This is a genomic window from Xanthomonas sp. JAI131, assembly GCF_013410075.1.
In the GTDB taxonomy this organism is placed as follows: domain Bacteria; phylum Pseudomonadota; class Gammaproteobacteria; order Xanthomonadales; family Xanthomonadaceae; genus Xanthomonas_A; species Xanthomonas_A bonasiae.
This window is the reverse complement of record NZ_JACCCN010000006.1, coordinates 339,126-351,439: the sequence shown is the minus strand read 5'-3', so window position 1 is coordinate 351,439 and position 12,314 is coordinate 339,126. Positions and strand designations below refer to the sequence as shown.

The 12,314-nt window shown below is 70.0% G+C and carries 11 protein-coding genes; 10 read left to right on the top strand and 1 reads right to left on the bottom strand.

Going from position 1 to position 12,314, the window contains the following annotated elements:
- Window positions 1-56 precede the first annotated feature (56 nt).
- The 5 genes from HDC36_RS23020 (at window position 57) to HDC36_RS23000 (ending at window position 6,180) form a co-directional block, all read left to right on the top strand.
- Complete coding sequence (locus HDC36_RS23020; RefSeq protein WP_179571171.1) at window positions 57-914, top strand: hypothetical protein; 858 nt, start codon at window positions 57-59, stop codon at window positions 912-914.
- Window positions 915-997: 83 nt separating this feature from the next.
- Entirely contained in the window at window positions 998-2,599 is a 1,602-nt protein-coding gene (locus HDC36_RS23015) for a peptidoglycan-binding protein (protein ID WP_179571170.1), read from the top strand.
- Between the two features lie 197 nt (window positions 2,600-2,796).
- Window positions 2,797-3,699 carry a DUF4424 family protein gene (locus HDC36_RS23010; protein WP_179571169.1) on the top strand — a complete coding sequence of 301 codons (903 nt, stop codon included), beginning with the start codon at window positions 2,797-2,799 and terminating at the stop codon, window positions 3,697-3,699.
- A gap of 166 nt (window positions 3,700-3,865) precedes the next feature.
- The gene (locus tag HDC36_RS23005) at window positions 3,866-5,272 is read left to right on the top strand and encodes an MFS transporter (protein ID WP_179571168.1); all 1,407 of its coding nucleotides are present in this window, start codon (window positions 3,866-3,868) and stop codon (window positions 5,270-5,272) included.
- Between the two features lie 92 nt (window positions 5,273-5,364).
- A complete protein-coding gene (locus tag HDC36_RS23000; protein ID WP_225210126.1) occupies window positions 5,365-6,180 on the top strand; it encodes an EcsC family protein in 816 nt (271 codons plus the stop codon).
- 88 nt (window positions 6,181-6,268) lie between these two features.
- On the opposite strand, the gene HDC36_RS22995 is transcribed toward HDC36_RS23000, so the two are convergent.
- Entirely contained in the window at window positions 6,269-7,162 is an 894-nt protein-coding gene (locus HDC36_RS22995; protein ID WP_179571167.1) for a LysR family transcriptional regulator, read from the bottom strand.
- A gap of 111 nt (window positions 7,163-7,273) precedes the next feature.
- Here HDC36_RS22995 and HDC36_RS22990 point away from each other — a divergent pair, with 111 nt between their 5' ends.
- From HDC36_RS22990 to HDC36_RS22970, 5 genes are all read left to right on the top strand, one after another.
- Window positions 7,274-8,104, top strand: a complete 831-nt coding sequence (locus HDC36_RS22990) for an SDR family oxidoreductase (protein WP_179571166.1) — start codon at window positions 7,274-7,276, stop codon at window positions 8,102-8,104.
- Window positions 8,105-8,262: 158 nt separating this feature from the next.
- Complete coding sequence (locus tag HDC36_RS22985; RefSeq protein ID WP_255432879.1) at window positions 8,263-9,363, top strand: alpha/beta hydrolase; 1,101 nt, start codon at window positions 8,263-8,265, stop codon at window positions 9,361-9,363.
- Window positions 9,364-9,607: 244 nt separating this feature from the next.
- Window positions 9,608-10,477, top strand: coding sequence for an NYN domain-containing protein (locus tag HDC36_RS22980; protein WP_179571165.1), 870 nt, complete (start codon window positions 9,608-9,610; stop codon window positions 10,475-10,477).
- A gap of 59 nt (window positions 10,478-10,536) precedes the next feature.
- The gene (locus HDC36_RS22975; RefSeq protein WP_179571164.1) at window positions 10,537-11,139 is read left to right on the top strand and encodes a DUF938 domain-containing protein; all 603 of its coding nucleotides are present in this window, start codon (window positions 10,537-10,539) and stop codon (window positions 11,137-11,139) included.
- Window positions 11,140-11,295: 156 nt separating this feature from the next.
- Window positions 11,296-12,312, top strand: coding sequence for a glycosyltransferase family 2 protein (locus HDC36_RS22970; RefSeq protein ID WP_179571163.1), 1,017 nt, complete (start codon window positions 11,296-11,298; stop codon window positions 12,310-12,312).
- Window positions 12,313-12,314: the final 2 nt, after the last annotated feature.

The window sequence follows — 12,314 nt, the reverse complement described above, 5'->3', positions numbered from 1 at the left end:
CAGTGTCGACCCGCAATGCGATGCCCGGAAAAACCTGAAATGGCAAGGCCGCAGAGATGGGCAGCACGGATCGCACGGCATGTCGGGGCTATACTCCGACCGCTTCCTCATCTCGCGACATCGATCTGCCCAGAACCATGGATCGGTTCGCGCGCTCTCACTGGACGAGTCCCTGGAGTGCCATGACTTCCAAGCTCTTGCCATTCGTGTTGGCCACCGCGCTGCTGGCCGCTTGCCAGCCCGAACACGGCTCCGCGGCGGCATCTGCCGCGGCTGCGCCTGCCACCGCCATCGCCGACCCGAAGCCCGCAGCGCCGGCAAGCGCAGCGGTGGCGCCTGCGTCGGGCGACGCCACGCCTGCCCCGGCATCCTCGCTGCGCGCGGCGCTGACGGTCCTTGCTGCCGCGCAGCCGCCTTCCTGGGCGCAGGTGAAGGCGATTCCCGGTCTGGGCGAACTGGCGCCGGCAGACGGGGTACGGATCTACCCGGTGGCGGTCCGCGGCAAGACCACCCTGGCCGGATTCGGCGAAACGCCGCTGCCGGACGGCAAGGTGGGAGCGGATGCCGGAACGCGCACGGGCAACGAAGGCGAGGCCAGCGTGACCTTCGCCGGCGATGCGGCGACGGCGTTGCTGCTGGTGGTGCGCAAGTTCTATCCGAGCACCGACTACGCCAAGGTCTTGCGCGCGCAATTGCGTGCCGGCGACCGGGTGGTGCGTCGCGATGGCGTCTGCGACAGCATCCCTTCGCCTGCGCCGGCCGCCATGGAGTATTGGGTGGCGCTGGAGGGCGCCGAGCGGCCGCTGGCGGTCACCGCCTCGACGGTCGATGGCGGCAACAACGGACCGGGCTATACCGATTTCGAATTCAGGCGCGGCGGCGCCCATGTCACGCTGGCGCAGTGCGGTCGCTGAGGCGATCGGAGCGCGAGGACTGATCCCGGGGGCGACATTACCCGACATCGGCCTTTGGGCCGATCATTGCAAGGAGCAGCGAAATGGACGACAAGCGCAGCGAAAATTCGGTCGCGACCGCACGTGCGTGGACGCAAGGCAACATCGCCGGCCTCGACGACAGCATGACCCGGCGGTTGGTGGCATCGACGGTCTATACCGAGAGCAACGGCGGCGATCTGGCGATCACCAATGACCAGGGCTATGTGGGCCGCTATCAGGCCGGCGCCGGGTGGCTGGCCGATGCCGGCCTGGTCGATCAGGACCGCTATCGGCAGGCGCTGAAGGATTCCGGCTATACGCGCGAGTGGGACTGGGCCGTGTCCGGTGGCATGACCCGGTTTCTGAACAACCCGGAAAACTGGAACAACGGCCTGAGCCTCGAGCAATACAAGGCCTCGGCCGATGTGCAGGACGGCGCTTTCAAGACCATCAGCGATGCGGCCTACCAGCAGGCCATGCGCACCGGCGTGCTGCACGAGGGCGATACGCCCGAACATATCGCCGGCATCTTGAAGGCGCGACATATCTCCGGTGCCGGCGGCGCGGCGCAGGTGGTGCAGGGCAGTTCGGTCGCAGACTCCAACGGCACCAGCAACGCCGACTACTACAACGACATCGCCATCAACCAGGATCGGCTGGATGCCGGCATGGGACTGGATCCGGCGCGCGAGCGCAGCGTGCTGATCCGCGGTGCATTGCAGGATGGGCAACTCGCGCCGGGCGAGAAGGGCGAGGGCGTGCGCCAGCTGCAGGAAGCGCTGGCGGCACAGGGCTATACCGTGGGGACGCCGGACGGCAAGTTCGGGCCGAACACCGAACGCTGCGTGCGCGAGTATCAGCAGGCCCACGGCATGCCGGTTACCGCGACGGCCGACGCGGCGATGCTGGCGACGCTCGGCGTCGGCCAGCATATCCGGCAGATGCCCGATGGCGCATTGCGCGACGGCCGCCTGGAGCACGGCGAGAAAGGCGATGCGGTGCGCGCCTTGCAGCAGGCGCTGCGGGACAACGGCGAGCAGGTCGGAGTCGATGGCGATTTCGGATCCGGCACGCAACGCGCGCTCAAGCACTACCAGGAAGGCGCGGGTTTGCCATCTACCGGGGTCGCCGACAGGGAGACGTTGCAATCGCTGGAACTCGGCGCGTTGTTGCAGCAGATTCCCCAATCGCCGTCGCCGTCTTCCGCAACCCCGCAACCCGCCGCGGCTGCGCCGCCGCCGCCGTCAGCGCCGCCGTCCACCGCTCCCACGACAGCAGCGGCAGCGGTCAGCATGGCCGATCCCGGGCATCCGGAGCACGCGATGTACGCCGCCGTGGTCGGCAAGCTGGAGGCGCTTGGGGATCGCGGCGCATTCCAGGGGCGCGAGGCGCTGGAGCGCGCGGCCGGCCAGATCGTGGTCGAGGCCAAGGTCAGCGGCCTGCAGAAGGTGGACCACGTGGTGCCGAGCAACAACGGCGGTTTCATCGCCGTGGAGGGCGGATTGCAGGATCCTGCGCATCGCCGTGTCTACGTCGATCAGGCGCAGGCCGTGAACCAGTCGGTCGAGCAGAGTTCGCGTCAACTGGAAACGTTGAACGCCGACGTGCAGCGTTTGCAGGCGCAGGAGCCGGCACAGAATCAGGCGCGCGGCATGCCGATGTGATCGGTGCCGGCGGCGCTGGCGCAGGGATGCGCGGGTCGCCCGCCAGCCCGCCGCACGGGGCCCGCCCTGGTCCAGTCGATCAGGTGCCCGAGCCGGTCGGCCCTGGCGCATTCGGCGCGGGCCACGCGAACGCCTAAGATGCGCGCTCGGCAACGTTCAAGCCGATACGCCCGCCCCTCTCCCCACTTGCCTCGCCCATGACCTCAAGACGTCTGCTGGTCCGCACCCTGTTCGCCCTGGCGCCGCTGTTCGCGGCCACCGCCCATGCCAACGACACCAGCTTCGGCGATGCCAATGGCACCATCCAGCTGATCCAGCAGCCGGATATCCGCATGAGCAAGGAGGCCTTGTTCATCAGCGAGGATCTGGTGCGGGTGGACTACGTGTTCACCAACACCAGTACGCGCGATCTGGTGGTGCCGATTGCGTTCCCGATGCCGCCGATGTACTTCGGCATGGCCGACCACAGCGAACTGACCGAGTTCAAGCTGTGGGTGGACGGCAAGCCGGTCCGCACCGAGCGCAAGCTGGTGGCGCAGCTGGAGAATGGTGCCGACGTCTCGCGGCAGTGGGCCGCCAGCGGCTGGAGCAGCGACGACCTGGCCAGCTACGTCGAATCCGGCGAGACGCCGAAGGGCCGCAAGCCGCTGCCCAAGGGCTGGTTCGACCCGGATGGGCAGCCGCTTTTCACGCTCAGCGAGTATTTCACCTGGCAGCAGCCTTTTGCCGCGGGCAAGGCGGTGTCGATCCGCCACAGCTATGCGCCGAGCCTGGCGACCGGCGTGCCGCAGCCGGCCAGCGAGCTGATCCGCGACTACGCCAGGGACACCTGCATGGACGCCGGCGCGCAGCAGAGCGCACGCCGCCGCGAGGGCGAGCACGGCCTGCAGTGGAGCAACCTGCGCTACATCCTGCTGACCGGCAACAACTGGAAGGGGCCGATCCAGGACTTCCACCTGACCTTGAAGAAGCGCGCGCCGAGCGACATGCTCAGCCTGTGCTTCGACGGCGCGCTGAAGCGGACCGATCCGCTGACCTTCGAATTCGTGCAGAAGGATTTCGTGCCGAAGCAGGATCTGAACGTGCTGTTCCTGCGGTAGTCGGCTGGCGCTACGCGCCGGCCGAAGCCGACGTCCCGCTGAACGCGAGCCGGACTGCGCCGGCCATCATGGTCGCTTGCGGTAGCGGATACGCAGGGCAATCGGGCAGCATGCGCCAGCGCCGACGGTCGAGGCTGTCGGCGACCCTTTTCGCCGGTGCATGCCCATGCTCGATCCTGCCGCCGCTCGTTCCGATTCCGTCGCGCTGGTGGCGGCGCGCATCGATCGCCTGCCGGCGACGGCCACGCTGTGGCGTCTGGTCGCGCTGCTGGCGCTGGGCGGCTTCTTCGAACTGTACGACCTGTTCCAGACCGCCTACATCAGCCCGGGCCTGCTGCGCGACGGCATCTTCGCCACCGGTGCGGCGGGCGCGTTCGGCATCGCCGACCAGGCCGCGTTCGCTTCGGCCACGTTCCTGGGCCTGTTCCTCGGCGCCAGCCTGCTCAGTCCGTTCGCCGATCGCTTCGGGCGCCGTCCGGTGTTCGCCTTCGCCCTGCTCTGGTACACCGCCGCGACCGTGGCGATGGGCCTGCAGAGCACGGCGCTGGGCGTGATCGGGTGGCGTTTCGTGGTCGGCATCGGCCTGGGCATCGAGCTGGTCACCATCGATACCTATCTGTCCGAGCTGATGCCCAGGCACATGCGCGGAGCGGCCTTCGCGTTCGCGTTCTTCGTGCAGTTCCTGGCGGTGCCGGCGGTGGCGGTGAGCGCGTGGGCGCTGGTGCCGCATGCGCCGCTCGGGGTCAGCGGCTGGCGCTGGGTGGTACTGCTCAGCGGCACGTTCGCGGTGGCGATCTGGTGGCTGCGCCGGCGCCTGCCGGAATCGGCGCGCTGGTTGGCGGCACAGGGCCGACACGCCGAGGCCGACGCGGTGCTGCGCGATCTGGAAGCGCGCTGTAGTGCCGATCTGGGGCGCGCGCTGGACACGCCGCAGCCCGAACCGCAGGGCGTCTCCACCGCGACGCAGGGGCGTTTCGCCGCGCTGTGGAAAGCGCCCTACCGGCGCCGCGTGGTGATGCTGGTGGCGTTCCATGTGTTCCAGGCGATCGGCTTCTTCGGCTTCGGCAACTGGCTGCCGGCGCTGTTGTCGGCGCAAGGCGCGGACAGCGTGCATGGGCTGGGCTATGCGTTCGCGATCTCGCTGGCCTATCCGCTGGCGCCGCTGCTGTTGCTGCGCGTCGCCCAGCGCTGGGAGAACAAGCGGCAGGTGGTGTGGTCGGCGCTCGGCGCGGTGCTGTTCGGCACGCTGTTCGCCTGGCAGACCCAGCCGCTTGCGATCATCGCCTGCGGCGCGGCGATCACGTTCTGCAATGCCTGGATGAGCTTCGCCTACCACGGCTACCAGGCCGAGCTGTTCCCGACCGCATTGCGCGCACGTGCGGTGGGCTTCTGCTATTCCTTCAGCCGCCTGTCCACCGCCGGCAGCAGCCTGCTGATCGGGCTGTTGCTGGAGCGTGCCGGCAATCGTGGCGTGCTGGCCTTCATCGTCGCCAGCCTGCTGGCGGTGGCCGGGATCATCGGCATCTTCGGCCCGCGCACCCGCAACCGCACGCTGGAGCAGATCGCGGGCTAGGGCGCCGCGTTCCCGGTTTCGTCATCTGCCCTCGACAGCATCGCGGCGGTGGCCGGTGCATGCTGTGCGCTCCCACGCCACGACTCCTGGCCATGACCTCCAATCTCCCCGTTCCCGCCATGGATGCCGCCGATCACCGCGATCTGGCCCAGGCGCACGCGCTGCTCGAACATCCCGGCCTGGCGGCGAAGATCGCCAATACGGTCGGCGCGCCGATCGAGGATCTGCTCAGCAAGCGTCTGCCGAAGGCGCTGTCCTCGCGGATCGACGCCATCAGCCATCGCGCGCTGCGCATCGCCTTGCGCTCGGCGCTGCTGACCCTGCGTGCCCAGGCGCCGGGCGCGGCGCGGCCGCGCCTGCATGGGGTGGCGGTGGCCGCGACCGGTGCCGCCGGCGGTTTCTTCGGCCTGCCGGGGTTGCTGGTCGAACTGCCGCTGACCACCACGCTGATGCTGCGTTCGATCGCCGACATCGCCCGCGCCGAGGGCGAGCGGCTGGACGATCCGGCCACCACCCTGGCCTGTCTCGAAGTGCTGGCGCACGGCGGGCGCAGCGCGCGCGACGACGGCAGCGAGTCGGGTTATTTCGCGGTGCGTACCGCGATGGCGCAGCAGCTCAGCGCCGCCGCGCAGTACATCGCCGCGCACGGCATCGGCAGCAAGGGCGCACCGGCGCTGGTGTCGCTGATGTCGCGGATCGCGGCGAAGTTCTCGATCACGGTCAGCGAGAAGCTGGCGGCGCAGGCGGTGCCGCTGGTCGGCGCGGCCAGCGGTGCGCTGCTCAACACGGTGTTCATGGCCCACTTCCAGGCGATGGCGCGCGGCCACTTTATCGTGCGCCGGCTGGAGCGGCGCTACGGCGAGGCCGCGGTGCGGCAGGCCTACGAGGCGTTGCCGGCGGCGACGTGATGGCCTTGCGGCGTCGCATGCGCGTCGGCACATGCGCCGTTCCGGTGGCGATGCGCGCGCCGCCGGGAGCGGACGCGGACGCCGTGTTCTAGCCCACTTCCCGCATCACTTCGATGAACGCCTGCAGCCCCGCCGGCACATGGCGGTGGCCCGGGTAGTACAGGAACAGCCCCGGCAGCGGCGGGCACCAATCGTCGAGCACGCGCACCAGCGCGCCGCTGTCCAGCTGCGCCTGCACCGCCACTTCCGACAGGTAGGCGATGCCCATGCCGGCGATCGCGGCATCGGCCATCAGCCCCAGATGATCGAGCGTGAGCGGGCCGCCGACGTCCACCGCCAACTCCTGGCCGTGGCGCGCGAATTCCCAGCGATACGGCTTGCCGCTGGGCAGGCGGAAGCCGATGCAGATGTGCTGCGCGAGTTCGTCGGGCGTGCGCGGCGGCGGGTGGCGCGCCAGGTACGCGGGCGAGGCGGCGGCGATGAAGCGCTGCGGGCCGCCGAACGGCACCGCGATCATGTCCTGCGGCAGCGCTTCGCCCAGGCGCATGCCGGCGTCGAAGCCGGCGGCGACGATGTCGACCAGCCGGCCTTCGCTGACCAGGTCCAGCGCCATCGCCGGGTAGCGCTGCAGGAAGCTCGGCACCACCCGTTGCAGCAGCAGGCGCACCGCGGTCTCGTTGGCGTTGATGCGCAGCGTGCCGCTGGGGCCACGCCCCAGGCTGCCGACATCGTCCAGGGTCTGGTCCAGTTCGCGCAGCAGCGGCTGCAGCCGCGCGACCAGCCGCGCACCGGCTTCGGTCGGCGCGACGCTGCGCGTGGTCCGGTGCAGCAGGCGCACGCCCAGCCGCGTCTCCAGGGTGCGCATCATGTGGCTGAGCGTGGACGGCGACAGCCCGAGTTCGTCGGCGGCCTTGCGGAAGCTGCGATGCGCAACGATCGCGGCGAAGGCGCTGAGATCGGTCAGGGCGGGCCGCTGACTCATGGGTAATTTTCACTGGTGCATGCGGGATTGGACGGATAGTAACAGCGATGCGCGAGGCCTAGTCTGATCCTGACCGCCACGCTTCCGTGGCCTTTGCGAGAGGGCAAGCCCATGAACCGCACGCATTTCATTACCGGGACCTCGTCCGGTTTCGGCCGCCTGCTGACCGAACAACTGCTGGCGCGCGGCGATCGCGTCGCCGCCACATTGCGCCGTCCCGAGGCGCTGGACGATCTGAAGGCCGAGTACGGCGAGCGCCTGTGGGTGGCGGCGCTGGACGTGACCGACGCCGCAGCGGTGCGCGCCGTGGTCGGCCGCGCCTTTGCCGACCTCGGACGCATCGACGTGGTAGTCAGCAATGCCGGCTACGCGGTGTTCGGCGCCGCCGAGGAAGCCAGCGACGCGCAGCTGCGGCGGCAACTGGACACCAATCTGATCGGCTCGATCCAGCTGATCCGCGCGGTGCTGCCGCATCTGCGCGCGCAGGGCGGCGGACGCATCGTGCAGGTGTCCTCGGAAGGCGGGCAGATCGCCTATCCGGGTTTCAGCCTGTACCACGCCAGCAAGTGGGGCATCGAAGGCTTCGTCGAGGCGGTGGCGCAGGAAGTGGCGCCGTTCGGCATCGCCTTCACCCTGGTCGAGCCCGGCCCGGCGGCGACCGATTTCGGCCGCGGCCTGGACCGCACCGAGCCCAGCCCGATCTATGCGGACACGCCGGTGCAGGCGCTGCGCCGCGCGCTGGAGGATGGCGGCTTCGTGCTCGGCGACGCGCGCAAGATGGTGCGCGAAATGCTCGTCTCGCTGGACGTGTCCCCGCCACCGCGGCGCCTGCTGCTCGGTGCGCAGGCGTATGCGCAGGTGCGCGCGGCGCTGCAGCAGCGGCTGGTCGAACTGGACGCGCAGCGGGCGATCGCGCTGTCAACCGAGAGGGATGCGGCATGACGCGCGGCTCGCGCTGACCTGGCGCCGGCGTCGCGATGCCGGACAGGCTGGCGGCAGCGCGTGCGGCGGGATCGTGCAAAGCCGCGCGCGTGCGGCGCCGGTATCCTTCGCGTTCGATCGCCGCCTGGGAGGGCATGCACGTGACGGGATACCTGCGAATGATGACGCCGGCAGCGCTCGCGCTGCTGGCGAGCCTGGCGGCTCCGGTCGCGATCGCCGCCGATGCGCCGGCGCACGACGGCGTCCGCCACATGCCGGCGTTCGACCTGCCGCTGTCGCCGTTCCTGAGCGCGCAGGCGCAGGCGGCGGCGCGCGACGGCATGGCCCATGGCGATCCGTTGGCGAAGATGGACAACGCCACGCTGGCGCGCGAGCTGCCGCGCATCCGCGCCGAAACCGAGGCTTGGGCCAAAGGCGTGGTGGAACCGCTGCGCGAGCGCTACGGGGTGAAGATCAGCACCGCGACCTGGAACGGCGTGCCGGTGACGCTGGTGCAGCCCCGCGATGCTTCGCCGGCGCAGCGCCAGCGGCTGTTGATCGAACTGCACGGCGGTTCGTTCGTGATGGGCAGCGCCGCCTCGTTCGGCATGATGGAGGCGATTCCGGTGGCGGCGATGACTGGCGTCACCGTGGTCAGCGTCGACTACCGGATGGGGCCGGAACACAGGTTTCCCGCCGCCAGCGAGGATGTGGCCACGGTGTACCGCGAAGCGCTCAAGCACTATGCGCCGCAGCATATCGGCCTGTTCGGGTGCTCGGCCGGCGGCGTGTTGACCGGCGAGTCGCTGGCCTGGTTCGCCAAGGAAAAGCTGCCGATGCCGGCGGCAGCGGGCATGTTCTGCGCCGGTGGCGATGCGCGTTACCGCGGCGATTCGCGCTACGTGGTGGCGGCGGTGAACGACGCGCCGCTGCCCGATGCGCAGGGCGTGCTGCCGATCATGGAAGACCTGTACTACGGCCCCGCGGTGGATTTCCACGATCCGCTGGTGTCGCCGGTGTTTTCCGATGCGGTGCTGGCGCAGTTTCCGCCATTGCTGTTCATCACCGGCACGCGTGCGGCCGAACTGAGCAATGTCGCCTACACCCATTCGCGGCTGGTCGATCTGGGCCGCGACGCGGATCTGCACGTGTGGGACGGCATGGGCCATGCGTTCCATCTGAACGACGCGCTGCCCGAAAGCCAGCAGGCCCTGCGGGTGATCGCGCGCTTCTTCCGCAAGCATCTGGAGTTGCCGGAAGCGCCTGCCGCTACGCGCTGAGGCGGTGCGCGTGCGGCAGCGGGCGCGGCGGCGCCGAGCGAAAGTGCGGCTGCAGCGTGGTCCGATGCGGCGCGCATGATGCGATGACCTGGATGGCGTTCGCTCGCCGGCGAAGCGACCGCCGTCATTCGGCAAGACTGGCCGCCGCTGCGCCGGAGTGGCACAGTGGCACACGGCGCCGAGCGCGCCAGCGTCACCGCGCTGCGCTCCCGCCGACGCTTCCGTTTCCACGCAGGTCCCCGCCATGAAAACCCGTTCCAGATCCGAGACCGACGACGACCAGCCGCGCCTGGCGGTGCTGATCGATGCCGACAACGCGCAGCCGTCGGTGATCGAAGGCCTGCTGGCCGAAGTGGCCAAGTACGGCGTGGCCAGCGTCAAGCGCATCTACGGCGACTTCACCAGCACGCGCATGACCCAGTGGAAGCAGGCGCTGCTGAAGCATTCGATCAGCCCGGTGCAGCAGTTCGCCTACACGAGCGGCAAGAACGCCACCGACAGCTCGCTGATCATCGACGCGATGGACCTGCTGTACACCGGCCGCTTCGACGGCTTCTGCCTGGTCTCCAGCGACAGCGATTTCACCCGCCTGGCGCAGCGCCTGCGCGAGGAGGGGCCGACCGTGTACGGCTTCGGCGAGCGCAAGACGCCGGACGCGTTCGTGCAGGCCTGCGACAAGTTCATCTACACCGAAGTGCTGCGCAGCGAGGCGGGCAGCGCCGAACCGTCCAAGCCGGCTGCCGCCGCTGCCAAACCGGCCACCAAGGGACGCAAGACGCCACAGGTTGCGCAGGCTGCGCAGACGACCAAGCCCGAGACAACGGCTGCAGTGGCCGCGACCGCGGCGGCGCCCGCTGCGCCCGCCGATGCGAAGCTGTCCGCACCGCTGAAACTGCTGCGCCAGGCGATCGAGGAAGCCTCCGACGACCAGGGCTGGGCCGGACTCGGCAGCGTCGGCAGCTACCTCAACAAGGTGCGCCCGGATTTCGATCCGCGCCTGTACGGGCACAAGAAGCTCAGCGACCTGCTGCGCCGGCTGTCGGCGCAGTTCGAGCTCGAGGAGCGCGGCAACGAAGGCGGCAGCAAGCGCATCTTCGTGCGTTCGCGCAGTTGACCGCGATACGCCTCCGCCAAGCCGTGGCGCATGCTGCGGCCGCCACCAAGCGATGAGCGATGAACGATAGACCCTACGCACCGTCCTGCGACCGCAATCGCGCGCCGATCCTGCAGGTGCTGCAGCGGCATTTCGCCGAGCGCCGCCATGTGCTGGAGATCGGCAGCGGCACCGGCCAGCATGCGGTGCATTTCGCCGCCGCCTTGCCGCAATTGACCTGGCAGTGCAGCGAGCGTGCCGAGCACCTGACCGGCATCGCGCAATGGCTGGACGCGGCGGCATTGCCGAACACGCCGCCGGCCTTGGCCCTGGATGTGCAGCAAGGGCCATGGCCGGCCGCCGGCTACGATGCGGTGTTCACCGCCAATACGTTGCACATCATGGGCTGGCCCGCGGTGCAGGCGTTCTTCGCCGGTGTCGGCGCGCTGTTGGCCGACTGCGCTGACGGCACGCTGGCGGTGTACGGGCCGTTCAACTACGGCGGCACCTTCAGCAGCGACAGCAACCGCGAGTTCGACGCCTGGCTGAAGGCGCGCGATGCCGCGAGCGGGATCCGCGACTTCGAGGCGGTCGCCGCGCTGGCGCAGGCGCAGGGCCTGGTGCTGCAGGAGGACGCGGCGATGCCGGCGAACAATCGCTGCCTGGTGTGGCGGCGCGGCTGAGTCCTGCCGCGCCGCGGCGCCTGCGCAGCGGGCACGGCGGTTCCCCGGTATAGTCGCGCTGCGATTTCAGGGACGCTGCCGTCCCTTCCCGTTCGCGTGCGCAGGCCATGTCGTCGTGCGCGGCGCGGGCCATGGACGCCTACCGGGACTTGTTCGATGTCGATGCTCATTGCCGCGCGCAGCGCCCTGATCCTGGAGACCAACAACCTGCGTGGCGGGGACGCGGCGGCGGTGCGCGCCGAGGCGAGCCTGCAGCGGGTCATGCGTGCGCTGGCCGCGCAGAGCGTGCCGCTGGACGCGCTGGGGCAGCTGATCGTGACCCACGATGGCTTGAGCGAAGCGGCCTGCGCGGCGCTGGTCGCGATCGCCGGGCGCCCGATCGGGTTCGTGCGCATCGACGCGGCGACCGGCTATTACGACGCCAAGAACGCCGGCTTCGCCGCCACCGATCCGCATCGCTGCGACTATGTGGTGTTCGCCGACGCCGACTGTCTGCCGGATCGCGAATGGCTGGCCGCACTGCTGCAGCCGTTCGCGCAGCAGCCCGCGCCGGCGGCGGTGGCCGGCCGCACCAGCTACCGTGCCGATGTGCTCGGCACCGCGCTGACCACGCTGGACTTCATGTACTTCCCCAGTCCGCTGCAGGCGCAGGCGACGCGGAATTTCTATGCCAACAACGTCGCGTTCCGGCGCGCGGTGTTCGCCCAGCACGGCTACCAGCCGCTGGACGGCGTCTATCGCGCGCACTGCCAGGTGCTGGGGCTGCGCCTGCAGGCGGCCGGGGTGGCGGTGCACTACGCGGCACAGGCGCATACCGTGCACCGGCTGCCGGATACCCGCCGCGAGGCGCTGCAGCTGCGCTGGTGGCGCGGCCAGGACACGCTGGGACTGACCCCGCATCTGGTGCGCGCCTACCTGCCCGACGCGCTGCAGTGGCTCGGCCGCAGCGGGCCGCTCGGGCCGTTGTGCGTGCTCGCCTCGCGCCTGTGGTTCAGCGCGCGCGCGTTGAACCGGCAAGACCTGCCGCCGCTGCGCGGCCTGCGCTGGTGCGCGGCGCTGCTGCTGATCGCCGGCTTCTCCGCGGTGGACATGGCCGGCGCGCTGGCGCGCGGACTGGGCTGGCGCCGTGGCGGCCAGGCCGATGCGCAGGCGCTGTCCTATCACCGCGCGTGAGC

Excerpts from the sequence above, each read along its gene's own strand:
- HDC36_RS23020 (WP_179571171.1), top strand. The coding sequence starts at position 57 with ATGGGCAGCACGGATCGCACGGCATGTCGGGGCTATACTCCGACCGCT.
- HDC36_RS23015 (WP_179571170.1), top strand. The coding sequence starts at position 998 with ATGGACGACAAGCGCAGCGAAAATTCGGTCGCGACCGCACGTGCGTGG.
- HDC36_RS23010 (WP_179571169.1), top strand. The coding sequence starts at position 2,797 with ATGACCTCAAGACGTCTGCTGGTCCGCACCCTGTTCGCCCTGGCGCCG.
- HDC36_RS23005 (WP_179571168.1), top strand. The coding sequence starts at position 3,866 with ATGCTCGATCCTGCCGCCGCTCGTTCCGATTCCGTCGCGCTGGTGGCG.
- HDC36_RS23000 (WP_225210126.1), top strand. The coding sequence starts at position 5,365 with ATGACCTCCAATCTCCCCGTTCCCGCCATGGATGCCGCCGATCACCGC.
- HDC36_RS22995 (WP_179571167.1), bottom strand. The coding sequence starts at position 7,162 with ATGAGTCAGCGGCCCGCCCTGACCGATCTCAGCGCCTTCGCCGCGATC.
- HDC36_RS22990 (WP_179571166.1), top strand. The coding sequence starts at position 7,274 with ATGAACCGCACGCATTTCATTACCGGGACCTCGTCCGGTTTCGGCCGC.
- HDC36_RS22985 (WP_255432879.1), top strand. The coding sequence starts at position 8,263 with ATGATGACGCCGGCAGCGCTCGCGCTGCTGGCGAGCCTGGCGGCTCCG.
- HDC36_RS22980 (WP_179571165.1), top strand. The coding sequence starts at position 9,608 with ATGAAAACCCGTTCCAGATCCGAGACCGACGACGACCAGCCGCGCCTG.
- HDC36_RS22975 (WP_179571164.1), top strand. The coding sequence starts at position 10,537 with ATGAACGATAGACCCTACGCACCGTCCTGCGACCGCAATCGCGCGCCG.
- HDC36_RS22970 (WP_179571163.1), top strand. The coding sequence starts at position 11,296 with ATGTCGATGCTCATTGCCGCGCGCAGCGCCCTGATCCTGGAGACCAAC.